This window comes from Citrobacter sp. Cf136, from assembly GCF_030333815.1.
GTDB classification, from domain to species: domain Bacteria; phylum Pseudomonadota; class Gammaproteobacteria; order Enterobacterales; family Enterobacteriaceae; genus Citrobacter; species Citrobacter freundii.
The window spans coordinates 602,150-625,015 of record NZ_JAOWFE010000037.1; the positions used below are offsets into that span (position 1 = coordinate 602,150).

Below are 22,866 nucleotides of genomic sequence, written 5' to 3' on the forward strand. Positions count from 1 at the left end.
AAATGATCGATTATGAAGTATTGCGTTTTATCTGGTGGCTGCTGGTTGGCATTCTGCTGATTGGTTTCGCGGTCACTGATGGCTTCGACATGGGGGTGGGCATGCTCACCCGTTTCCTCGGTCGTAATGATACCGAGCGTCGAATTATGATTAACTCCATCGCCCCGCACTGGGACGGTAACCAGGTTTGGCTCATCACCGCGGGTGGCGCACTGTTCGCTGCCTGGCCGATGGTGTATGCCGCTGCGTTCTCCGGTTTCTATGTGGCGATGATCCTGGTACTGGCGTCTTTGTTCTTCCGTCCGGTCGGTTTTGATTACCGCTCCAAGATTGAAGACATGCGCTGGCGCAACATGTGGGACTGGGGCATCTTCATTGGTAGCTTCGTGCCACCGCTGGTGATTGGCGTGGCGTTCGGCAACCTGCTGCAAGGGGTTCCGTTCCACGTAGATGACTACATGCGTTTGTACTACACCGGTAACTTCTTCCAGTTGCTGAATCCGTTTGGTCTGCTGGCAGGTGTCGTGAGCGTTGGGATGATCATCACCCAGGGTGCGACCTATCTGCAGATGCGTACGGTAGGTGAACTGCATCTGCGTGCTCGTGCAACTTCACAGGTTGCGGCGCTGGTGACTCTGGTCTGCTTCGCGCTGGCCGGTGTATGGGTGATTTACGGTATTGACGGTTATGTTGTGACCTCAGCCCTGGATCATCATGCCGCCTCCAACCCGCTGACCAAAGAAGTGGCTCGCGTGGCTGGCGCATGGATGGTGAACTTTAACAATGCACCTATCCTGTGGCTGGTTCCTGCACTGGGCGTGGTTCTGCCGCTGTTGACCATTCTGACTTCTCGTATGGAGAAAGGGGCCTGGGCATTCGTCTTCTCTTCACTGACGTTAGCCTGCATCATCTTGACTGCCGGTATCGCAATGTTCCCGTTTGTGATGCCATCCAGCACCATGATGAACGCAAGTTTGACCATGTGGGATGCAACGTCCAGCCAGCTGACGCTGAATCTGATGACGTATGTAGCTTGTGTGTTCGTACCGATCATTCTGCTGTACACCGGCTGGTGTTACTGGAAGATGTTTGGTCGCATCACTAAAGAAGATATTGAAAGTAACACCCACTCTCTGTACTAAGTAAGGAGCTTAAAATGTGGTATTTCGCATGGATTTTGGGAACGCTTCTTGCCTGTGCATTTGGGATAATCACAGCGCTGGCGCTTGAGCACGTTGAATCAGGCAAAGCCGGACAAGAAGATAGCTAATGACCAATATTATCGCGATGTTATACAACGCGATGGACAAGCGCCCCTTGCGGGCGCTTTCATTTGTGCTGGCAATCGTATTAGCCGGCTGCATATTCTGGGATCCGTCACGTTTCGCGGCCAAAACCAGTGAGCTTGAAATCTGGCATGGTTTTCTGCTGATGTGGGCGGTCTGCGCAGGCATCATTCACGGCGTTGGCTTTCGTCCTCGTGCCGTACACTGGCAGGGTATCTTCTGCCCGCTGATCGCGGATATCGTCCTCGTTGTTGGTCTGTTTTTCTTCTTCTTTTGAATAAGAAACATCCTTAAATATTTATGGGCTTGCATAAGCCCATAATTTTTTACTCTCCGTTTACTTTCCCCCATTCCAAAGCACCATTCCCGCGCGTATAGTAGCGAAGTTTGAAAGCACTAACCTTTTGTTGCATTACCGGGATGTAAAGTGAATACAACGCTGTTTCGATGGCCGGTTCGTGTCTACTATGAAGATACCGATGCCGGTGGGGTGGTTTACCACGCCAGCTACGTCGCTTTTTATGAAAGAGCGCGCACAGAGATGCTGCGTCATCATCACTTCAGTCAGCAGGTCCTGTTGGCTGAACGTGTAGCCTTTGTGGTGCGCAAAATGACCCTCGAGTATTTTGCGCCTGCCCGGCTCGACGATATGCTCGAAGTTCAAACCGAAATTACGTCAATGCGTGGCACCTCTTTGGTTTTCACGCAACGCATTGTCAACGCAGAGAACACCGTGCTGAATGAAGCCGAAGTTCTGATTGTTTGCGTTGATCCACTCAAAATGAAGCCTCGTGCGCTTCCCAAGTCTATTGTCGCGGAGTTTAAGCAGTGACTGACATGAATATCCTTGATTTGTTCCTGAAGGCAAGCCTTCTGGTTAAACTTATCATGTTGATTTTGATTGGTTTCTCAATCGCATCCTGGGCCATTATTATCCAGCGGACCCGTATTCTTAATGCTGCTTCACGTGAAGCCGAAGCATTTGAAGACAAGTTCTGGTCCGGCATTGAATTGTCGCGCCTGTACCAGGAAAGCCAGGGGCGTCGTGATAATTTGGCTGGCTCAGAACAAATTTTCTACAGCGGGTTCAAAGAGTTTGCTCGTTTGCATCGGGCAAATAGCCACGCGCCGGAAGCGGTCGTTGAGGGGGCTTCCCGTGCGATGCGTATCTCGATGAACCGTGAGCTGGAAACGCTGGAAACGCATATTCCATTCCTCGGAACCGTTGGCTCCATCAGCCCGTATATCGGTCTGTTCGGTACCGTTTGGGGGATCATGCACGCATTTATCGCGCTGGGCGCGGTAAAACAGGCGACGCTGCAAATGGTTGCACCGGGTATCGCGGAGGCGTTGATTGCAACGGCTATCGGTCTGTTTGCGGCAATCCCGGCGGTTATGGCCTACAACCGTCTGAACCAGCGCGTGAACAAACTGGAACTGAATTACGACAACTTTATGGAAGAGTTCACCGCGATTCTGCACCGCCAGGCGTTTACCGTTAGCGAGAGCAACAAGGGGTAAGCCATGGCCAGAACGCGTGGACGAGGTCGTCGCGAACTCAAGTCCGAAATCAATATTGTACCGCTGCTCGACGTACTGCTGGTGCTGTTGCTGATCTTTATGGCTACCGCACCGATCATTACGCAGAGTGTGGAAGTCGACCTGCCGGATGCGACCGAATCGCAAGCCGTCAGCAGTAACGACGAACCCCCGGTCATTATTGAAGTTTCCGGTATTGGGCAATACAGCGTGGTGGTTGAGAAAGATCGTATGGATCAACTGCCGCCGGAGCAGGTTATCGCGGAAGCGAAAAGTCGCCTGCAGACCAATCCGAAAACGGTCTTTTTAATCGGTGGTGCGAAAGACGTGCCTTATGATGAAATAATTAAAGCGCTGAACTTGTTACACAGTGCAGGCGTAAAATCGGTTGGCTTGATGACGCAGCCAATCTGATGACGGCGTTTTGCTGACTTGAAAGATAGCACGTAACAGGCGAACAGTTTTTTGGGAACCGAGAGTGTCAAAGGCAACCGAACAAAACGACAAGCTCAAAAGGGCGATAATTATTTCAGCGGTGCTGCATGTCATTTTATTTGCAGCGCTGATCTGGAGTTCGTTCGATGAGCACATTGATGCTTCAGCCGGCGGCGGTGGCGGTTCGTCCATCGACGCCGTTATGGTCGATCCTGGCGCCGTTGTGCAACAGTACGACAGGCAGCAGCAACAGCAGGCAAGCGCGAAACGTGCTGAAGAGCAGCGTGAAAAGCAGGCGCAGCAGCAAGCTGAAGAACTTCGCGAGAAACAGGCAGCTGAGCAAGAGCGACTGAAGCAGCTGGAAAAAGAACGCTTAGCCGCGCAGGAAAAAGTGCGCGAACAGGCGCAACAGCAGAAGCAAGCTGAAGCCGCCGCCGCGAAAGCGCAAGAGCAACAGAAACAGGCTGAAGAAGCTGCGACGAAGGCTGCTGCAGACGCGAAGGCTAAAGCTGATGCACAGGCGAAACAAGCGGCAGATGCCGCGAAGAAAGCCGCTGCTGACGCACAGAAAAAAGCTGAGGCGGAAGCTGCTAAAGCCGCTGCTGATGCGAAGAAAGTTGCCGAAGCACAAGCTGCTAAGGCTGCCGCGGACGCTGCGAAGAAAGCACAGGCTGAAGCCGCTAAGCAAGCAGCAGCCGAGAAAGCTGCCGCTGAGAAAGCAGAAAAAGCCGCCGCCGCGAAAGCGGCCGCTGCTGAAAAAGCGGCGGCTGATAAGAAAGCCGCAGCGGAAAAAGCAGCAGCAGACAAAAAAGCTGCAGCCGAGAAAGCCGCTGCCGATAAGAAAGCTGCGGCAGATAAAGCAGCAGCTGCTAAAAAGGCTGCGGCCGAAAAAGCCGCTGCAGCCTCTGGCGTTGACGACTTGTTGGGTGACCTGAGCTCCGGTAAGAATGCACCGAAATCGGGCGGTGGAGCGAAAGGAAACGGCCAACCGGCGAAAGATAGTGGTACAAGTGGTGCCAATGGCGGTGCATCTGGTGCTGATATCAGTGCTTACGCATCTCAAATTCGTAATGCGATCCAGAGCCGTCTGTATGGTGCAGATTTGTATGCAGGTAAATCTTGCGTATTACATATCAAGTTAGCACCCGATGGTCTGTTACTGGATGTGACCGAAGAGGGTGGGGATCCAGCATTGTGTCAGGCTGCGCTGACGGCTGCGAAAACCGCCAGAATTCCCAAACCGCCTAGCCAGGCAGTTTATGAAAAAGTAAAAGATGCCAAACTGGACTTCAAACTGTAATAACGACCCCTGAGAAATCAGGGGAAACGGTCTAAGGTTGATACTGAGTTGTGGTAGTTTTGTGTATTTGAGTTTGTTAACATTCTGCTAAATTATCGTGGGCTTTCCGTCCAGATAAGGGAGATATGATGAAGCAGGCATTACGAGTAGCATTTGGTTTTCTGATGCTGTGGGCAGCGGTGCTGCACGCAGAAGTACGTATCGAGATCACCCAGGGGGTGGACTCGGCGCGCCCGATTGGTGTTGTCCCCTTCCAGTGGGCAGGACCGGGTGCTGCACCTGAAGATATCGGTGGTATCGTAGGTGCTGACCTGCGTAACAGCGGTAAATTTAACCCGTTAGACCGTTCTCGTCTGCCTCAGCAGCCTGGTACCGCGCAGGAAGTTCAACCTGCCGCTTGGTCTGCGCTGGGCATTGATGCCGTAGTCGTCGGCCAGGTTACGCCGAACCCGGATGGTTCTTACAGCGTTGCCTATCAGCTGGTTGACACCGGTGGCGCACCGGGTACCGTACTGGCACAGAACACTTATAAAGTGAACAAGCAGTGGCTGCGTTACGCGGGGCATACTGCAAGTGACGAAGTGTTTGAAAAACTGACCGGCATTAAAGGTGCATTCCGTACCCGTATCGCTTATGTTGTTCAGACCAACGGTGGTCAGTTCCCGTACGAATTACGTGTGTCCGACTACGATGGTTACAACCAGTTCGTGGTACACCGTTCTCCGCAGCCGCTGATGTCTCCGGCGTGGTCTCCGGACGGTTCAAAACTGGCGTACGTAACCTTCGAGAGTGGTCGTTCTGCACTGGTTATTCAGACGTTGTCTAATGGCGCGGTTCGTCAGGTAGCGTCGTTCCCACGTCACAACGGTGCGCCTGCGTTTTCTCCGGATGGCAGCAAACTGGCGTTTGCCCTGTCTAAAACCGGTAGCCTGAACCTGTATGTCATGGACATTGGTTCCGGTCAGATCCGTCAGGTGACGGATGGTCGTAGCAACAACACGGAACCGACCTGGTTCCCGGACAGCCAAAACCTGGCCTTTACATCTGACCAGGCCGGTCGTCCGCAGGTATATAAAGTTAACGTCAACGGCGGTGCTCCGCAGCGCATTACCTGGGAAGGTTCGCAAAACCAGGATGCGGATGTGAGCAGCGACGGTAAATTTATGGTAATGGTAAGTTCGGCCAACGGTCAGCAGCACATTGCCAAACAAGATCTGGTAGCGGGTGGCGTACAAGTTCTGTCGTCAACGTTCCTGGACGAAACGCCAAGTCTGGCACCTAACGGCACTATGGTAATCTACAGCTCTTCTCAGGGGATGGGATCCGTGCTGAATTTGGTTTCTACAGATGGGCGTTTCAAAGCGCGTCTTCCGGCAACTGATGGACAGGTTAAATTCCCTGCCTGGTCGCCGTATCTGTGATAATAAATAATTGATTAATAAAGGAATCATTGAAATGCAACTGAACAAAGTGCTGAAAGGGCTGATGATTGCTCTGCCTGTTATGGCTATTGCAGCGTGTTCTTCTAACAAGAACGCCAGCAATGACGGCAGCGAAGGCATGCTGGGTGCCGGCACTGGTATGGATGCAAACGGCAGCGGCAACATGTCTTCTGAAGAGCAAGCGCGTCTTCAGATGCAACAGCTGCAGCAGAACAACATCGTTTACTTCGATCTGGACAAGTACGATATCCGTTCTGATTTCGCTGCAATGCTGGATGCTCACGCTAACTTCCTGCGTAGCAACCCGTCTTACAAAGTCACCGTAGAAGGTCATGCGGACGAACGTGGTACTCCTGAGTACAACATCTCCCTGGGTGAGCGTCGTGCGAACGCCGTTAAGATGTACCTGCAGGGTAAAGGCGTTTCTGCTGACCAGATCTCCATCGTTTCTTACGGTAAAGAAAAACCTGCAGTACTGGGTCATGACGAAGCGGCTTACGCCAAAAACCGTCGCGCCGTACTGGTTTACTAAGAGAATTGCATGAGCAGTAACTTCAGACATCATCTGTTGAGTCTGTCGTTACTGGTTGGCATAGCGGCCCCTTGGGCCGCTTTTGCTCAGGCGCCAATCAGTAGTGTCGGCTCAGGCTCGGTCGAAGACCGTGTCACTCAACTCGAGCGTATTTCTAACGCTCACAGTCAGCTTTTAACCCAACTCCAGCAACAACTCTCCGATAATCAGTCCGATATTGATTCCCTGCGTGGTCAAATTCAGGAAAATCAGTATCAGTTGAACCAGGTTGTTGAACGCCAGAAGCAAATATTGTTGCAGATTAATAATCTTGGCAGCGGTAGTGCGCCTGCGGCGCAGTCTGCAGGTAGCGATCAGAGTGGGGCAGCAGCAACCCCTACGCCTGATGCGGGCGCAGCGGCAGCGTCAGGAGCCCCGGCGCAGACTGGCGATGCGAACACTGATTACAATGCGGCCATTGCTCTGGTGCAGGATAAATCCCGCCAGGATGATGCGATTGAAGCATTTCAGAACTTCATCAAAAAGTACCCAGACTCGACTTACCTGCCAAATGCGAATTACTGGCTGGGTCAGTTGAATTACAACAAGGGGAAAAAAGATGATGCAGCGTTCTATTTTGCTTCAGTAGTTAAAAACTTCCCGAAATCACCAAAGGCTGCAGACGCGATGTATAAAGTCGGCGTCATCATGCAGGACAAAGGTGACACAGCAAAAGCTAAAGCCGTTTATCAGCAGGTTATCACTAAATACCCTGGCACTGATGGCGCGAAACAAGCGCAAAAACGCCTTGGCGCGATGTAATGAACACCATGCGACCAGAAATCGTGTTAATTCTGGTCGCGTCGTGTGATTCCTAAGCAGTTGAGCTATTTACATCGAAATTTTTGTTGCGCTAAAATCTGAAATCAGTAATATATGCCGCCGTTGCCAAGGGATATCAAACAGCCCGAAAGCGGCAAAAAAAGTGGGTCGTTAGCTCAGTTGGTAGAGCAGTTGACTTTTAATCAATTGGTCGCAGGTTCGAATCCTGCACGACCCACCAATCGCTAAGGTGGAACGCGATTGTAAAACGTGAAGGATAACGTTGCGTAAGCAACGGCCCGTAGGGCGAGACGAGGTCGAGTCATCCTGCACGACCCACCACTAACTCAGTTAGTAAGTAGTATCCAGCGTAGTATCGGGTGATTAGCTCAGCTGGGAGAGCACCTCCCTTACAAGGAGGGGGTCGGCGGTTCGATCCCGTCATCACCCACCACTCGGGGCGTTAGCTCAGTTGGTAGAGCAGTTGACTTTTAATCAATTGGTCGCAGGTTCGAATCCTGCACGCCCCACCAATTTATTGGTGGTACCGAGTAAAAATTTTCAGGTTATACCCGAGCGGGTCGTTAGCTCAGTTGGTAGAGCAGTTGACTTTTAATCAATTGGTCGCAGGTTCGAATCCTGCACGACCCACCAATCGCTAAGGTAGAACGCGATTGCAAAACGTGAAGGATAACGTTGCGTAAGCAACGGCCCGTAGGGCGAGGCAAAGCCGAGTCATCCTGCACGACCCACCATCCTGAAAGTATAAAAAAGTAAACCCCATAAGGGGGCGTTAGCTCAGTTGGTAGAGCAGTTGACTTTTAATCAATTGGTCGCAGGTTCGAATCCTGCACGCCCCACCAGTGTAAAAAGGCGCCCTAAAGGCGCCTTTTTGCTATGCGCAGAATCAACGATTCGAACCTGCTTGCCTGATGCGCTTCGCTTATCAGTCCTACAGACGACACTATTCACGTAGGCCGGATAAGACGTCAGTCGCCATCCGGCATTCATCACACGCAATTATTGTGACTTTCTTACGCCAATCCGCTATCTTGTTTAGCATATAAAACAAATCTAACCGAATATGGCGTGCGTCACGCTTTTAATCGGTTATTTCGTTAAGCTAGTAAAACGAGAAAGCAAGATGAGCGTGATGTTTGATCCAGAAACAGCAATTTATCCGTTTCCGCCGAAGCCAGCCCCGCTGAGTGTGGATGAAAAGCAATTTTATCGTGAAAAAATCAAGCGCCTGTTGAAAGAGCGTGATGCCGTTATGGTCGCGCACTATTACACCGATCCTGAAATTCAGCAATTGGCCGAAGAGACCGGTGGCTGTATTTCTGATTCTCTGGAGATGGCGCGGTTCGGCTCAAAACATTCTGCCTCTACGCTGTTGGTTGCAGGAGTGAGGTTTATGGGGGAAACCGCCAAAATCCTCAGCCCGGAAAAGACCATCCTGATGCCGACCTTACAGGCGGAATGTTCATTAGATCTGGGTTGTCCGATTGATGCTTTCAGCGCGTTTTGCGATGCGCATCCTGATCGTACCGTGGTGGTTTACGCCAATACCTCCGCTGCCGTTAAAGCGCGGGCGGACTGGGTTGTCACGTCCAGTATCGCGGTAGAACTTATTGAGCATCTTGATAGTTTAGGTGAAAAAATCATCTGGGCTCCGGACAGACATCTGGGCAACTACGTGCAAAAACAGACCGGTGCAGACGTTCTTTGTTGGCAGGGGGCCTGTATCGTCCACGACGAATTTAAAACTCAGGCTTTAACACGCATGAAGGGGCTTTACCCTGATGCTGCGGTGTTGGTGCACCCGGAGTCCCCTCAGTCTATAGTTGATATGGCCGATGCGGTTGGCTCAACCAGCCAGTTAATCAACGCAGCTAAATCGTTACCGCATCAACAGCTGATTGTGGCGACTGACCGGGGCATTTTTTACAAAATGCAGCAGGCCGTTCCGGATAAAGAATTGCTTGAAGCGCCGACGGCTGGCGAGGGGGCAACCTGTCGCAGCTGTGCGCATTGTCCGTGGATGGCGATGAACGGCCTCAAGGCGATTGCTGAGGGCCTGGAACAAGGCGGAGCGGCTCATGAGATACATGTTGATGCTGCGCTGCGAGAAGGGGCGTTGTTGCCGTTAAACCGCATGTTGGAATTTGCGGCTACACTTCGAGCTTAATTAATTTTTTTGCTCTGGGGGAAAAGATGGACTTTTTTAGCACGCAGAACATTCTGGTACATATTCCGATCGGCGCTGGCGGTTACGATCTGTCGTGGATCGAAGCTGTGGGGACGATCGCCGGGTTGCTGTGTATTGGTCTGGCGAGTCTTGAGAAAATAAGCAATTACTTCTTCGGCCTGATAAACGTCACGCTGTTTGCGATTATCTTCTTTCAGATCCAGCTCTATGCAAGCCTGTTGCTGCAAGTTTTCTTCTTTGCCGCCAACATCTACGGCTGGTATGCCTGGTCCAGGCAAACTAACCAGCATGAAGCGGAACTGAAAATTCGCTGGCTGCCGTTACCAAAAGCGATCGGCTGGCTGGCGGCTTGCGTGGTAGCGATCGGTCTGATGTCGGTCTATATCGACCCGGTCTTTGCATTCCTGACCCGCATTGCGGTGAACATTATGCAGGCATTAGGATTACAGGTTGTTGTGCCTGAGTTGCAACCCGATGCATTCCCGTTCTGGGACTCCTGCATGATGGTGTTGTCGATTGCGGCGATGATCCTGATGACGCGCAAATACGTCGAAAACTGGCTGCTGTGGGTGATCATTAACGTAATAAGCGTAGTGATTTTCGCCCTACAAGGCGTATATGCCATGTCGCTGGAGTATATGATCCTGACGGTTATCGCCCTGAATGGTAGCAGGATGTGGATTAACAGCGCGCGTGAGCGGGGTTCCCGCGCGCTGTCCCATTAATGGTGATGATGTGAATGGCCGGACACGCCTTGGTACAGGTGGCAGTCCGGCCCATTGCACGGCTGATACTCCATCTGGATCGTCGCGTGTTCAATCTGGTAGTGGTGGATAAGGAAATGCTGAATACGTTCCAGCAGGGCATCATGATCGTGCGGCGGGATCACCTGCACATGCAGCGTCATTACCGGTTTTTCACCCACCATCCAGACATGGACATGGTGTACATTGCGGACTTCGGGGATATCCCGGCTGAGATGGCGCTGCAGTGCGGCAATATCCAGCGTCAGCGGGGCACCTTCCAGTAATTCATTAACGCTATCCTTTAACAGTCGCCAGGCGCTGCACAGTACCAGCACGGAAACCAGAATCGAGAGAATCGGGTCCGCAGGCGTCCAGCCCGTCCAGATAATAATAAGCGCAGCGATGATCGCCCCGACCGAGCCGAGTAAATCGCCCATCACATGTAGTGCCGCAGCGCGGACGTTCAGGTTTTTCTCCTCACTGCCGCGGTGTAGAACCCAAAAAGCCAGCACGTTAGCGAGTAAACCCGCGACAGCTATAACCATCATCATGCCGCCTGCTACGGGGCGGGGCGTATGGAAGCGCTCAATGGCTTCCCAGACGATTAAAATAGTGATCACGACCAATGCGATGGCATTAACAAACGCGGCCAGTGTCGTGAGCCTCAGCCAGCCGAAGGTGTGTCGTATTGTGGGCGGTCGATGGGAAAACCGGACGGCCAGCAGCGCGAAAAGGAGCGCTGCGGCATCAGTGAGCATATGCCCGGCATCAGCCAACAAGGCCAGTGAACCTGAAAGTATTCCACCTACCACTTCAACCAACATAAATCCGGCTGTAATGCAGAATGCAAACATCAAGCGGCGGGCATTATTGTCCTTGGGTTGCTCAGAGGAATTATGAGTATGCGAGTGCGCCATTATGCCATCCCTTTGTTATTCTCATCTTTACTGTATGCCATCATACCGTTTTTGGGATGATAAAATTAAAAAGGAGAGCTATTGCTCTCCCGTTATTAGCTTTATTTTCAGCGTTACTGCGTAGTGCCATCAGTTTTTGTCTCGGCATCATTATTAATGCCGTTTCCGGTCTGAACCTTCTTATTCACATCAGGGCAGCGACCGTCCTTACACATGGTGTTTTTGTGCATCTCGTCTTTGGTCATCCCTTCATGGTTCATTGATGAACCGTTCGGGTGCAGCATTGTGCCACCCGAATTCACGTTACTGTTGTCGACATTATTTGGTGCCACGTTTTCGCGTGCGTCTGGGGCGACCTGACCGGCATCCGCCGAGGAATTTGCCTGGCCGTTATTGGACTGCGTATTGGTTTCAGCAGCCAGCGCCGCGCCGCTGGCGAGGCTGAGTGTAGCGGTAAGAAAGAGTGAAGCCAGCTTTGTCATATGCATAATATGCTCCTGTTATGGTCGATATGTCGGATAACGTCTTCCAACAGTGCATGTGCCAGTTACATCATTAATATGTGGTTAATAGTTTTGCCTGAGAAATCAAACCCAGCATAGAATCTTGAAATTTATGAAAATTAAAGCTGTTACAGTTATAAATTGTAGGTTGGATCTCGTTTTTCGCTACTTTATTGCGTTTTTTTGGCCAATTCCAGGATTAATCCGTCCAAAGTGTAAAACCCCGTTTACACTTTATGACTGAAGATATAGATTGGAGGGATTGCATTCATTTATATAAGTATGGCAACGCTGGAATAATCATGAATTATCAGAACGACGATTTACGCATTAAAGAGATCAACGAGTTATTACCGCCAGTCGCATTGCTGGAAAAATTCCCCGCTACTGAAAATGCCGCAAACACGGTGGCTCATGCCCGTAAAGCGATTCATAAAATTCTGAAAGGAAGCGATGATCGCCTGTTAGTGGTAATTGGGCCGTGCTCTATTCATGATCCGGCAGCCGCTAAAGAGTACGCCGCCCGCCTGCTGGCGCTGCGCGAAGAGTTAAAAGGCGAGCTTGAAATTGTCATGCGCGTCTATTTTGAAAAACCGCGAACCACCGTCGGCTGGAAAGGGCTTATCAACGATCCGCATATGGACAACAGCTTCCAAATCAACGATGGGCTGCGCATTGCACGTAAATTGCTGCTGGATATCAATGATAGCGGATTGCCGGCTGCGGGTGAGTTCCTCGATATGATCACGCCGCAATACCTTGCCGATCTGATGAGCTGGGGCGCGATTGGGGCTCGTACCACTGAATCTCAGGTACACCGCGAGCTGGCATCAGGTCTGTCTTGCCCGGTTGGTTTTAAAAACGGTACCGATGGCACGATCAAAGTTGCGATAGATGCAATCAACGCAGCAGGGGCGCCACACTGCTTCCTGTCTGTGACCAAATGGGGTCATTCGGCGATCGTGAATACCAGCGGTAACGGCGATTGCCATATTATTTTGCGCGGCGGCAAAGAACCAAACTACAGCGCTCAGCACGTTGCCGATGTGAAAGAAGGTCTGATCAAAGCAGGGCTCTCTGCACAAGTGATGATCGACTTTAGCCATGCCAACTCCTGCAAGCAGTTCAAAAAGCAGATGGATGTTGCGAAAGACGTTTGCGGACAAGTCGCTGGTGGAGAAAAAGCGATTATTGGCGTGATGATCGAAAGCCATCTGGTCGAGGGTAATCAGAACCCGGATAGCGGCGAGCCGCTGACCTACGGTAAGAGCATCACCGACGCCTGCATTGGCTGGGAAGACACCGATGCGGTGCTGCGCCAGTTGGCGGATGCGGTAAAAGCGCGTCGCGGTTAAAACGTTAGCCTTCCAGAAAAATAAAAAAGCGCGGATAATCCGCGCTTTTTTATGTGTCGCGAAGAAATTACTTTGCTTTACCCTGGTTCGCAACGGCCGCAGCTTTTGCGGCGATCTCGTCAGCGTTACCCAGATAGTAGTGTTTGATCGGTTTGAAGTTTTCGTCGAACTCATATACCAGCGGTACGCCGGTCGGAATGTTCAGTTCAAGGATCTCATCTTCGCCCATGTTATCCAGGTATTTAACCAGCGCACGCAGAGAGTTACCGTGAGCGGCGATAATCACACGCTCACCGCTTTTCATGCGCGGCAGAATGGTTTCGTTCCAGTAGGGGATAACGCGATCGATGGTCAGCGCCAGGCTTTCGGTAACCGGTAACTCTTTGTCGGTCAGCTTCGCATAACGCGGATCGTGACCCGGATAACGCTCGTCATCTTTGGTCAGTTCCGGTGGCGTTACCGCAAAGCCGCGACGCCATTGTTTAACCTGCTCGTCACCGTATTTTTCAGCGGTTTCAGCTTTGTTCAGACCCTGCAGCGCGCCGTAATGACGTTCGTTCAGTTTCCAGGATTTCTCAACTGGCAGCCAGGCCTGATCCAGTTCGTCCAGTACGTTCCACAGGGTGTGAATGGCACGTTTCAGCACAGAGGTATAAGCAAAATCGAAGCTGTAGCCTTCCTCTTTCAGCAGTTTACCTGCCGCTTTTGCTTCGCCCACACCTTTCTCGGACAGATCAACGTCATACCAACCGGTAAAACGGTTCTCGTTGTTCCACTGACTTTCACCGTGACGTACCAGAACCAGCTTAGTTACAGCCATACACTCACTCCTATAAATCATATTTAATGATAATAATTCTCATTATATTGCCGTAATGCGTCAGCGGCAATCCTTACGCATAACCATAGCGAAAATAGCGCCACAGTGTAAGGTTCTTGTGAACTCAAGGTTGCGATTTTGTCTTTGAACGGTGGGGATTTGAGCGGTTCTACTGTGATAAACAAGCAACAGGCCCGATACGTTACGTCATCGGGCCTGGGAGGGGGAACGATTAGGCTGGAATAAACCGGTATTCCGTCACGTTGGCATACTCTTCGCCAGGACGCAGGAAGCAGTCTGGCTGCGGCCATTCCGGATGGTTCGGGCTGTCCGGCAGGAACTCGCTTTCCAGTGCCAGACCTTGCCAGTCGGCGTAGGCATCAGGACCACGGGATGGCGTACCGCCGAGGAAATTCCCGGAATAAAACTGTAATGCCGGGGCGGAGGTGTAGACCTCCATCTGCAGTTTTTCATCCTGGGACCACAGTCGAGCGACCGGCGTATGCGTATTGCCCTGTGCCTGGAGCAGGAAGGCGTGATCGTAACCTTTTACCTTGCGCTGATCGTCATCGGCAAGAAATTCACTGCTGATGATCTTAGGCGTACGGAAATCGAAAGTGCTACCAGCGACGGATTTCAGTCCGTCGTGCGGGATGCCCATTTCATCAACCGGCAAGTACTCGTCGGCGAGGATTTGCAGCTTGTGTTGGCGCACATCCGTTTTGTCACCGTCGAGGTTGAAATAAACGTGATTCGTCAGATTCACCGGGCAGGGCTTATCGACCGTGGCGCGGTAGGTTATCGAAATACGATTATCGTCAGTCAGGCGATACTGCACGGTAGCGCAAAGATGGCCAGGGAAGCCCTGATCGCCATCGTCGGACGTTAAGGCGAACAGCACCTGGCGGTCATTTTGATTGACTATCTGCCAGCGACGTTTGTCGAAACCGTCCGGCCCGCCGTGCAGCTGGTTGTCGCCCTGACTTGGTATTAATTCAACGGTTTCGCCAGCAAAGGTATAACGGCTGTTGGCGATACGATTAGCGTAGCGACCAATCGAAGCCCCCAGAAATGCAGCCTGTTCCGGGTATTGTTCCGGGCTGGCGCAACCGAGTAATGCTTCGCGCACGCTACCATCGCTGAGCGGAATACGCGCAGAGAGTAGGGTCGCGCCCCAATCCATCAGCGTGACCACCATCCCTGCGTCATTGCGCAGGGTGAGCAGGCGAAACGGCTGACCGTCCGGAGCCTGCACGGGGATTTCGTTTAACATTGTCCGGCTCCTTGAGAAGGTTTGCAGACGTAGAATGTTTCTTTAATTCCAGTTTTTGCTTCGTACTGCTCAGCGACAGCTTGCTGTACGGCTGGCACCAAATCTTGCGGGATCAGCGCCACTATACAGCCGCCGAAGCCGCCGCCGGTCATGCGTACACCGCCTTTATCGCCAATGGTCGCTTTGACAATCTCAACCAGCGTATCAATTTGCGGCACGGTAATTTCAAAGTCATCGCGCATTGAGGCGTGAGATTCCGCCATCAGTTGGCCCATACGCAGCAGGTCGCCTTTTTCCAGCGCCTGTGCTGCTTCAACGGTACGCGCATTTTCCGTGATCACGTGGCGAACGCGTTTGGCGACGATCGGATCCAATTCGTGGGCGACGGCGTTAAACGCTTCAAGGTTAACATCACGCAGCGCTGGCTGCTGGAAGAAACGAGCGCCGGTTTCACACTGTTCGCGACGGGTGTTGTATTCGCTACCGACCAGCGTACGTTTAAAGTTACTGTTGATGATCACCACCGCTACGCCCTCAGGCATAGAAACTGCTTTGGTGCCAAGCGTTCGGCAGTCGATCAGTAGCGCATGATCTTTCTTACCAAGTGCCGAGATCAACTGATCCATAATGCCGCAGTTACAGCCGACAAACTGGTTTTCAGCTTCCTGACCGTTCAGGGCAATCTGCGCGCCGTCGAGCGGCAGATGATAGAGCTGCTGGAATACCGTACCCACAGCAACTTCCAGCGAGGCAGAAGAACTTAACCCCGCGCCCTGTGGGACGTTACCGCTGATCACCAGATCAGCGCCGCCAAAGGTGTTATTGCGCTTTTGCAGATGTTTCACTACGCCACGCACGTAGTTTGACCACTGCTGGCTGTCGTGGGCGATAATCGGCGCATCAAGCGAGAACTCATCAATCTGATTGTCGTAATCAGCGGCGATCACGCGGACTTTTCGATCGTCGCGTGCCGCACAACTGATAACGGTTTGATAGTTGATGGCGCAAGGCAGAACGAAGCCGTCGTTATAATCGGTATGCTCGCCGATCAGGTTTACACGACCCGGTGCCTGAATAGTATGGGTGGTAGGGTAGCCAAATGTTTCTGCAAACAGAGATTGTGTTTTTTCTTTCAGACTCATTATTTAAACTCCGGATTCGCGAAAATGGATGTCGCTGACCGCACGCAGTCGTTCAGCCGCTTGTTCTGCCGTCAGGTCGCGCTGGGTTTCTGCCAGCATTTCATATCCGACCATAAATTTACGCACAGTCGCGGAACGCAGCAGCGGCGGATAAAAGTGTGCATGCAACTGCCAGTGTTGGTTTTCTTCACCGTTAAACGGTGCGCCGTGCCAGCCCATGGAGTAGGGGAATGAACACTGGAACAGATTGTCGTAACGACTGGTCAGTTTTTTCAACGCCAGCGCCAGGTCAGCACGCTGTTCGTCGCTCAAATCGGTAATACGCAGCACATGCGCTTTCGGCAGCAGCAGCGTTTCGAACGGCCACGCGGCCCAGTAAGGCACAACCGCCAGCCAGTGCTCGGTTTCTACGACCGTACGACTGCCGTCCGCCAGTTCGCGCTGGACGTAATCAACGAGCATTGGCGCGCCTTGTTCGGCGAAGTACGCTTTCTGCAGGCGATCTTCACGTTCGGCTTCGTTAGGCAAAAAGCTGTTGGCCCAAATTTGTCCGTGTGGGTGCGGGTTCGAGCACCCCATCGCTGCGCCTTTATTCTCAAATACCTGCACCCAGGGATAGGTTTTCCCTAAGTCTTCGGTCTGCTCCTGCCACGTTTTTACGATTTCTGTCAGTGCAGGGACGCTGAGTTCCGGCAACGTTTTGCTGTGATCGGGTGAGAAGCAAATCACGCGGCTGGTACCGCGCGCTCTCTGGCAGCGCATCAACGGATCGTGACTGTCCGGCGCGTCCGGGGTATCGGACATCAGCGCCGCAAAGTCATTGGTAAAGACATAGGTCCCGGTGTAATCCGGGTTTTTGTCGCCGGTAACGCGCGTATTGCCAGCGCACAGGAAGCAGTCCGGGTCATGTGCAGGTAGTACCTGCTTAGACGGAGTTTCCTGCGCCCCTTGCCACGGGCGTTTGGCGCGATGCGGTGATACGAGGATCCACTGCCCGGTGAGCGGGTTAAAACGGCGGTGTGGATGATCGACAGGATTGAATTGCGTCATGATTGGTCCTTAATCCGAATATCCCTGTGGGTGGCGTGACTGCCAGTGCCAGGTATCTTGTGCCATTTCATCCAATGTGCGGGTCACGCGCCAGTTGAGCTCGCGATCGGCTTTGCTGGCATCAGCCCAGTAGGCCGGAAGATCGCCTTCACGGCGCGGGGCGAAATGGTAATTCACCGGTTTACCACAGGCTTTGCTGAAGGCGTGGACCACGTCCAGCACGCTGCTGCCGATGCCTGCACCGAGGTTATAAATATGCACACCCTGAATGCCTGCCAGTTTTTCCATGGCGGCAACGTGGCCGTCGGCGAGATCCATCACATGGATGTAGTCGCGTACGCCGGTGCCATCTTCAGTAGGGTAGTCATTGCCAAATATGGCAAGAGACTCGCGGCGGCCAACGGCAACCTGCGCGATGTAAGGCATCAGGTTGTTTGGAATACCTTGCGGATCTTCCCCCATATCTCCTGACGGATGAGCGCCAACTGGGTTAAAGTAGCGCAGCAGGGCAATGCTCCAGTCGGGCTGAGCTTTTTGCAGATCGGTCAGGATCTGTTCCACCATCAGCTTGCTTTTGCCGTACGGACTTTGTGGCGTGCCGGTGGGGAAGCTTTCAACGTAAGGAATTTGCGGCTGATCGCCATAGACGGTCGCGGAGGAGCTGAAAATAAAGTTTTTCACGTTGGCTGCGCGCATTGCATTCACCAGACGCAGAGTGCCGTTGACGTTGTTGTCATAGTACTCCAGCGGCTTGGCAACGGATTCTCCAACGGCTTTTAAACCGGCAAAATGGATGACCGTATCAATGGCATGATCGTGCAGAATTTCGGTTATCAGCGCTTCGTTACGGATGTCTCCTTCCACGAAGGTCGGATGCTTGCCGCCTAAACGCTCAATGACGGGCAGTACGCTGCGCTTGCTGTTGCAGAGATTATCCAGGATCACCACCTCGTGACCGTTTTTCAGCAACTGCACGCAAGTGTGGCTTCCAATGTAACCGCTACCACCTGTAACCAATACTCTCATAATTCGCTCCGTTAAGCCTATGGTATGCAATAACCATAGCATAACAAAGATGCGAAAAGTGTGACACGGAATAAATTAGTGGAATCGTTTACACTCCAGAATTTTCACTCGACGCTGCTAGTTAATTTATTATAAATCATTATGTTAGGTTGTTATTACAGCGATTGTCTGAAAAAAAAGCAGAAAAAAGGGCGTGATAAACGCCCTGGCATGAAAATTAACGCAGAGAAGTTTGTCGATAGCCGTAGATATCTCCCTCGGGTACAAACTCTAGCCGATGGGTAATGCAGGCCGGGGCATCTTCGGCGTGATGAGAGACGAACAAAAGCTGAGTTTCGCCTTCACCGATCAGGACATCCACAAACCGACGGATCAGTTGGCGGTTGAGCGGATCTAATCCTTGCAAGGGTTCATCGAGGATCAGCAATGTAGGATGTTTCACCAGAGCACGAACAATCAATGCCAGCCGCTGTTGTCCCCAGGAAAGACTATGAAATGGCGCATCCGCGGTACGTTTATCGATGCCAAGAATATCCAGCCACTGCTGTACCAGCTTGTGCTGCCTGTCGGAGACGGCCTGATAAATGCCGATTGAATCGAAATAACCGGAGAGAATAACGTTGCGAACTGTTGTACTTACCCGGTAATCCAAATGCAGGCTGCTGCTGACATAGCCAATGTGTTTTTTGATATCCCAGATAGTTTCACCGCTGCCCCGGCGTCGGCCAAACAGGGTCAAGTCGTTGCTATATCCCTGGGGATGATCGCCGGTGATTAAACTGAGCAGGGTTGATTTCCCCGCACCGTTGGGGCCGACGATTTGCCAGTGTTCTCCCGGATTTACCCGCCAGCTCAGATGATGCAGGATAGGGCGATCGTTATACGAGACGGTGCCATCGTTAAGCACAATGCGCGGCTCGTTATCTGACAATGTGTGGCGTACTGAAGGCTCATCCGGCTCGGGTAACTGGATGCCTTCCAGCCGCTCGCTATGGGCAAGCTGAGCGATTAATGCCTGTTGCAGAAGGTCGATTTTTGCGCCGGTTTCCGTCAGTGTGCAATCGGCAAGCACGCCGGCAAACTGCACGAATTCGGGAATTTCATCAAAGCGATTAAGCACCAGTACCAGCGTTAAGCCGGCCTGGTGCAGCTCATCGAGCAGTTCTGCTAACTGGCTACGGGACGCGACGTCCAGCCCGTCAAAGGGTTCATCAAGGATCAGCAAATCTGGCGTGGACATTAATGCCTGGCAGAGCAGAGTTTTGCGTGTTTCACCGGTGGAAAGATATTTGAAACGCCTGTTGAGTAAGGCTGAAATGCCAAACTGCTGCGCCAGCACAGCGCAGCGGGCGGGATCGTTGACCTCATCCTGAATGATTTCTGCGGTAGTGCGCCCTGTGTCGTCTTCACCGGGACTAAGAAGATCGGTGTTGTTCCGCTGCCACTCGTCGCTGACCAGCTTTTGGAGCTGCTCAAAGGAGAGTCGGGTAATACGTGTGAACTGGCAGCGGCGCTCGCCTTTCAGGAGCGGCAACTCGCCCGCCAGCGCGCGGGCCAGCGCAGATTTCCCGCTACCATTAGAGCCAACAAACGCCCAGCTATCACCTGCGTTTAACGTCAACGCATCTAACTGGAGCGTTTTTGTGTCGCTAAGACGAAACATGCCTTGCGAAATTTGCAACGATGACATTTTGTATCCCATTATTTGCAGCGATGAATAACAGGGATACGTGTTCTTAGGGCTGATGTCAATCAACTCAGCACAGCGTGGCGATAATCACTCTATCAGCATTAAAATATGCTGTGACGTTAGCGCCTTCAGTTAATGTGTGGGTCTGATCTATCGGCAACGTCGCGCAGAGCGTCTGGCCATCTGGCAACGTCATCAGCACTTCACACTGTTCCGCACCGCGTTCAATATGGCTAATCGTGCCCTGCAACTGGTTATCGGCAGCCTGAGCGATAGCGTCGTCCTGAGTGATTCCCACCCACGGCGCTTTCAGCAAAATCAGTACTTCTTTGCCTTCCTCAAGACCCAGACGCTCGCCGCTTTGCGCAGTGATTGCCACTTTCAGGCGCGTTTCGCCATCGGCCAGCAGGACGTCAACATGCTGCTGGACTTGATCGTGGTCGCGAGCGGTAATGGTGCCAAACCACTGGTTACGGGCGCTGGTTTGCAGTGAAAAACGCGAGATAGCTGCCAGCAGGCTGTTGAGCGGTAGCGCATCGTCATCGCTCAACACATCAAAAGCTTTTTGTTGGATTTGCGCCAGTAAATCATATAACTGGATTAAACGTTGGCCATAGCGCGTTAACACCGCGCCACCGCCGCCTTTACCGCCTGTGGCACGTTCAACCAGCGTCTGCTCGCTGAGCTGGTTCATTTCGTTAATCGCATCCCAGGCGCTTTTGTAGCTGATACCTGCATCCTTCGCGCCCTGACTGATGGAACCGGAAAGCGCAATGTGCTTAAGCAGAGAAATGCGACGGGGATCAGCAAACAGTTTTTGCTGAAGTTTCAGCGTAAGAAGGATTTCGGCCTGCATCACAAGCTCCTGGCAAAAAAGGGTATTGTGACGGAAAACCGTGCCTGAGCAAAGCCGACCGCACAAAAGGGGAGTGCTTTTCTGCGTTATGTGGTTAGAATACAACTAAGGACTATATCTGGAGTTGACCATGTTAGAGTTATTGAAAAGTCTGGTATTCGCCGTAATCATGGTACCTGTGGTAATGGCCATCATTCTGGGTCTGATTTACGGACTGGGTGAAGTGTTCAACATTTTCTCCGGTATCGGTCAGAAAGACCAGTCCAGACAGAATCATTGATTCCCCAAACGCCCGCTCAGTCGGGCGTTTATATTTTTTGCCTTCCTACTCGTTTTCTCTCGCTACAGTTTCTCAAGATCCTACTTTCCCTGCCGATATTTTCTTTGTGTAACCTCTAATTGGTATCAATAACCACTGGGAAAATCCTGGTTTAATCGTTATATTTGCGCCTACATAACGAAACGCAAAGGAGTTACAGATGGCACGTACATGGTTACGCTTGTTTGCAGGGGCAACTCTTTCTCTTACTGTTGCCGGACATGCGCTGGCGGATGAAGGAAAGATTACCGTTTTCGCAGCGGCTTCGCTGACCAACGCGATGCAGGACATTGCAACGCAATATAAAAAAGAGAAGAACGTTGATGTTGTCTCCTCTTTTGCTTCTTCTTCCACACTGGCGCGTCAGATTGAAGCAGGCGCACCGGCCGATCTGTTTATTTCTGCCGATCAGAAATGGATGGACTACGCGGTAGACAAGAAGTCGATTGATACCGCAACGCGTGAAACGCTGTTGGGTAACAGCCTGGTGGTGGTTGCACCGAAAGCCAGCGCACAGAAAGACTTCACCATCGACAGCAAAACCAACTGGACCAGTCTGTTGAACGGTGGACGCCTGGCTGTTGGCGATCCGGAACATGTTCCGGCAGGCATTTATGCCAAAGAAGCGCTGCAAAAACTGGGTGCATGGGATACCCTGGCCCCGAAACTGGCTCCTGCTGAAGACGTGCGCGGTGCGCTGGCGCTGGTAGAGCGTAACGAAGCGCCGCTGGGGATCGTCTATGGTTCTGACGCCGTCGCCAGCAAGGGCGTAAAAGTTGTGGCGACCTTCCCGGAAGATTCGCACAAAAAAGTGGAATACCCTATCGCGATTGTTGATGGGCACAAAAACGCAACGGTTAGCGCGTTCTATGATTACCTGAAAGGACCGCAGGCTACTGAAATCTTTAAACGTTATGGATTTACGACCAAGTAATGATACTGACCGATCCTGAATGGCAGGCCGTTATACTGAGCCTGAAAGTTTCTTCCCTGGCCGTGTTGTTTAGTCTGCCATTTGGGATCTTCTTTGCCTGGCTACTGGTGCGATGCAAGTTCCCGGGCAAAGCGCTGCTCGACAGCGTACTGCATTTGCCGCTGGTTCTGCCGCCTGTGGTGGTGGGGTATCTGCTGTTGGTCTCTATGGGACGGCGCGGATTCATTGGCGAATGGCTGTACGACTGGTTTGGCATCACTTTTGCCTTTAGCTGGCGTGGGGCGGTGCTGGCCGCTGCGGTGATGTCCTTCCCGCTCATGGTGCGGGCTATTCGTCTGGCGCTGGAAGGTGTCGACGTCAAGCTGGAGCAGGCGGCTCGCACGCTGGGAGCCGGACGCTGGCGCGTCTTTATGACCATTACGTTACCGCTGATGCTGCCCGGTATTATTGTTGGTACGGTGCTGGCGTTTGCGCGTTCCCTTGGGGAATTTGGTGCAACCATTACCTTTGTTTCCAACATTCCTGGTGAAACCCGCACCATTCCTTCGGCGATGTATACCCTGATCCAAACCCCGGGCGGCGAAAGCGCGGCGGCGAGGTTATGTATCATTTCCATTGTGTTGGCGCTGATTTCGCTGCTGATTTCTGAATGGCTGGCGCGTATTAGCCGTGAGCGGACGGGGCGATAATC

25 protein-coding genes and 5 tRNA genes are annotated in these 22,866 nt (G+C 52.2%); 21 read left to right on the plus strand and 9 right to left on the minus strand.

Annotated elements, in window-relative coordinates; genetic code table 11:
* The first annotated feature begins 2 nt into the window (after window positions 1–2).
* The 17 genes from cydB (at window position 3) to pnuC (ending at window position 10,269) form a co-directional block, all read left to right on the plus strand.
* Window positions 3–1,142, plus strand: coding sequence for a cytochrome d ubiquinol oxidase subunit II (gene cydB / locus OGV98_RS16625; RefSeq protein WP_003022968.1), 1,140 nt, complete (start codon window positions 3–5; stop codon window positions 1,140–1,142).
* Window positions 1,143–1,156: 14 nt separating this feature from the next.
* The gene (cydX, locus tag OGV98_RS16630) at window positions 1,157–1,270 is read left to right on the plus strand and encodes a cytochrome bd-I oxidase subunit CydX (RefSeq protein ID WP_003022970.1); all 114 of its coding nucleotides are present in this window, start codon (window positions 1,157–1,159) and stop codon (window positions 1,268–1,270) included.
* On the plus strand, window positions 1,270–1,563 hold the full coding sequence (gene ybgE / locus OGV98_RS16635) for a cyd operon protein YbgE (protein ID WP_003022971.1): 294 nt from the start codon (window positions 1,270–1,272) through the stop codon (window positions 1,561–1,563). Before cydX ends, ybgE begins: the two co-directional genes overlap by 1 nt.
* 150 nt (window positions 1,564–1,713) lie before the next feature.
* The gene (ybgC, locus tag OGV98_RS16640; RefSeq protein ID WP_003835413.1) at window positions 1,714–2,118 is read left to right on the plus strand and encodes a tol-pal system-associated acyl-CoA thioesterase; all 405 of its coding nucleotides are present in this window, start codon (window positions 1,714–1,716) and stop codon (window positions 2,116–2,118) included.
* Window positions 2,115–2,807, plus strand: a complete 693-nt coding sequence (tolQ, locus tag OGV98_RS16645; protein WP_003022976.1) for a Tol-Pal system protein TolQ — start codon at window positions 2,115–2,117, stop codon at window positions 2,805–2,807. Before ybgC ends, tolQ begins: the two co-directional genes overlap by 4 nt.
* A gap of 3 nt (window positions 2,808–2,810) precedes the next feature.
* A complete protein-coding gene (gene tolR / locus OGV98_RS16650; protein WP_003022978.1) occupies window positions 2,811–3,239 on the plus strand; it encodes a colicin uptake protein TolR in 429 nt (142 codons plus the stop codon).
* A gap of 64 nt (window positions 3,240–3,303) precedes the next feature.
* Complete coding sequence (tolA, locus tag OGV98_RS16655; RefSeq protein ID WP_138828327.1) at window positions 3,304–4,560, plus strand: cell envelope integrity protein TolA; 1,257 nt, start codon at window positions 3,304–3,306, stop codon at window positions 4,558–4,560.
* Between the two features lie 128 nt (window positions 4,561–4,688).
* The gene (gene tolB / locus OGV98_RS16660) at window positions 4,689–5,981 is read left to right on the plus strand and encodes a Tol-Pal system beta propeller repeat protein TolB (RefSeq protein WP_003022981.1); all 1,293 of its coding nucleotides are present in this window, start codon (window positions 4,689–4,691) and stop codon (window positions 5,979–5,981) included.
* A gap of 34 nt (window positions 5,982–6,015) precedes the next feature.
* Window positions 6,016–6,534 (plus strand): peptidoglycan-associated lipoprotein Pal, encoded by a 519-nt coding sequence (gene pal, locus OGV98_RS16665; RefSeq protein WP_003022983.1) that lies wholly within the window; start codon window positions 6,016–6,018, stop codon window positions 6,532–6,534.
* A 9-nt stretch (window positions 6,535–6,543) separates the two neighbouring features.
* A complete protein-coding gene (cpoB, locus tag OGV98_RS16670) occupies window positions 6,544–7,335 on the plus strand; it encodes a cell division protein CpoB (RefSeq protein WP_003847309.1) in 792 nt (263 codons plus the stop codon).
* Between the two features lie 165 nt (window positions 7,336–7,500).
* Window positions 7,501–7,576 (plus strand) — tRNA-Lys (locus OGV98_RS16675).
* 137 nt (window positions 7,577–7,713) lie between these two features.
* A tRNA-Val gene (locus tag OGV98_RS16680) sits at window positions 7,714–7,789 on the plus strand.
* A 3-nt stretch (window positions 7,790–7,792) separates the two neighbouring features.
* Window positions 7,793–7,868 (plus strand) — tRNA-Lys (locus OGV98_RS16685).
* Window positions 7,869–7,913: 45 nt separating this feature from the next.
* Window positions 7,914–7,989, plus strand: a tRNA-Lys gene (locus tag OGV98_RS16690).
* A gap of 133 nt (window positions 7,990–8,122) precedes the next feature.
* Window positions 8,123–8,198, plus strand: a tRNA-Lys gene (locus OGV98_RS16695).
* 281 nt (window positions 8,199–8,479) lie between these two features.
* Window positions 8,480–9,523, plus strand: coding sequence for a quinolinate synthase NadA (gene nadA, locus OGV98_RS16700; protein WP_061548840.1), 1,044 nt, complete (start codon window positions 8,480–8,482; stop codon window positions 9,521–9,523).
* 26 nt (window positions 9,524–9,549) lie between these two features.
* Window positions 9,550–10,269, plus strand: coding sequence for a nicotinamide riboside transporter PnuC (gene pnuC, locus OGV98_RS16705; RefSeq protein ID WP_003022990.1), 720 nt, complete (start codon window positions 9,550–9,552; stop codon window positions 10,267–10,269).
* Here pnuC and zitB read toward each other — a convergent pair.
* On the minus strand, window positions 10,266–11,207 hold the full coding sequence (gene zitB, locus OGV98_RS16710; protein ID WP_202580676.1) for a CDF family zinc transporter ZitB: 942 nt from the start codon (window positions 11,205–11,207) through the stop codon (window positions 10,266–10,268). The two genes, pnuC and zitB, sit on opposite strands and share 4 nt — an antisense overlap.
* A 113-nt stretch (window positions 11,208–11,320) precedes the next feature.
* Window positions 11,321–11,695 (minus strand): YbgS-like family protein, encoded by a 375-nt coding sequence (locus tag OGV98_RS16715; RefSeq protein ID WP_003845358.1) that lies wholly within the window; start codon window positions 11,693–11,695, stop codon window positions 11,321–11,323.
* A 317-nt stretch (window positions 11,696–12,012) separates the two neighbouring features.
* Between OGV98_RS16715 and aroG the strand changes: the two genes are divergently transcribed.
* Complete coding sequence (gene aroG, locus OGV98_RS16720; RefSeq protein ID WP_003837108.1) at window positions 12,013–13,065, plus strand: 3-deoxy-7-phosphoheptulonate synthase AroG; 1,053 nt, start codon at window positions 12,013–12,015, stop codon at window positions 13,063–13,065.
* A gap of 67 nt (window positions 13,066–13,132) precedes the next feature.
* On the opposite strand, the gene gpmA is transcribed toward aroG, so the two are convergent.
* The 7 genes from gpmA to modE all read right to left on the minus strand — a co-directional run bounded on the left by gpmA (window position 13,133) and on the right by modE (window position 20,922).
* Window positions 13,133–13,885, minus strand: a complete 753-nt coding sequence (gene gpmA / locus OGV98_RS16725) for a 2,3-diphosphoglycerate-dependent phosphoglycerate mutase (protein ID WP_003022999.1) — start codon at window positions 13,883–13,885, stop codon at window positions 13,133–13,135.
* A 232-nt stretch (window positions 13,886–14,117) separates the two neighbouring features.
* Complete coding sequence (gene galM / locus OGV98_RS16730; protein WP_202580674.1) at window positions 14,118–15,158, minus strand: galactose-1-epimerase; 1,041 nt, start codon at window positions 15,156–15,158, stop codon at window positions 14,118–14,120.
* The gene (galK, locus tag OGV98_RS16735) at window positions 15,152–16,300 is read right to left on the minus strand and encodes a galactokinase (protein ID WP_202580673.1); all 1,149 of its coding nucleotides are present in this window, start codon (window positions 16,298–16,300) and stop codon (window positions 15,152–15,154) included. The genes galM and galK overlap by 7 nt, the downstream gene beginning before the upstream one ends.
* A gap of 3 nt (window positions 16,301–16,303) precedes the next feature.
* Window positions 16,304–17,350 carry a galactose-1-phosphate uridylyltransferase gene (gene galT, locus OGV98_RS16740; protein ID WP_202580672.1) on the minus strand — a complete coding sequence of 349 codons (1,047 nt, stop codon included), beginning with the start codon at window positions 17,348–17,350 and terminating at the stop codon, window positions 16,304–16,306.
* A gap of 9 nt (window positions 17,351–17,359) precedes the next feature.
* The gene (galE, locus tag OGV98_RS16745) at window positions 17,360–18,376 is read right to left on the minus strand and encodes a UDP-glucose 4-epimerase GalE (protein ID WP_003837100.1); all 1,017 of its coding nucleotides are present in this window, start codon (window positions 18,374–18,376) and stop codon (window positions 17,360–17,362) included.
* 217 nt (window positions 18,377–18,593) lie between these two features.
* Window positions 18,594–20,066: a molybdate ABC transporter ATP-binding protein ModF gene (modF, locus tag OGV98_RS16750; RefSeq protein ID WP_202580670.1), complete on the minus strand. Its 1,473-nt coding sequence runs from the start codon at window positions 20,064–20,066 to the stop codon at window positions 18,594–18,596.
* Window positions 20,067–20,133: 67 nt separating this feature from the next.
* Window positions 20,134–20,922, minus strand: coding sequence for a molybdenum-dependent transcriptional regulator (gene modE / locus OGV98_RS16755; protein WP_003023018.1), 789 nt, complete (start codon window positions 20,920–20,922; stop codon window positions 20,134–20,136).
* Window positions 20,923–21,052: 130 nt separating this feature from the next.
* On the opposite strand from modE, the gene OGV98_RS16760 reads away from it, so the two are divergent.
* From OGV98_RS16760 to modB, 3 genes are all read left to right on the plus strand, one after another.
* The gene (locus OGV98_RS16760; protein WP_003023026.1) at window positions 21,053–21,202 is read left to right on the plus strand and encodes an AcrZ family multidrug efflux pump-associated protein; all 150 of its coding nucleotides are present in this window, start codon (window positions 21,053–21,055) and stop codon (window positions 21,200–21,202) included.
* A 199-nt stretch (window positions 21,203–21,401) separates the two neighbouring features.
* Window positions 21,402–22,175 carry a molybdate ABC transporter substrate-binding protein gene (modA, locus tag OGV98_RS16765; RefSeq protein ID WP_202580669.1) on the plus strand — a complete coding sequence of 258 codons (774 nt, stop codon included), beginning with the start codon at window positions 21,402–21,404 and terminating at the stop codon, window positions 22,173–22,175.
* Complete coding sequence (modB, locus tag OGV98_RS16770) at window positions 22,175–22,864, plus strand: molybdate ABC transporter permease subunit (protein ID WP_003023032.1); 690 nt, start codon at window positions 22,175–22,177, stop codon at window positions 22,862–22,864. The genes modA and modB overlap by 1 nt, the downstream gene beginning before the upstream one ends.
* Window positions 22,865–22,866: the final 2 nt, after the last annotated feature.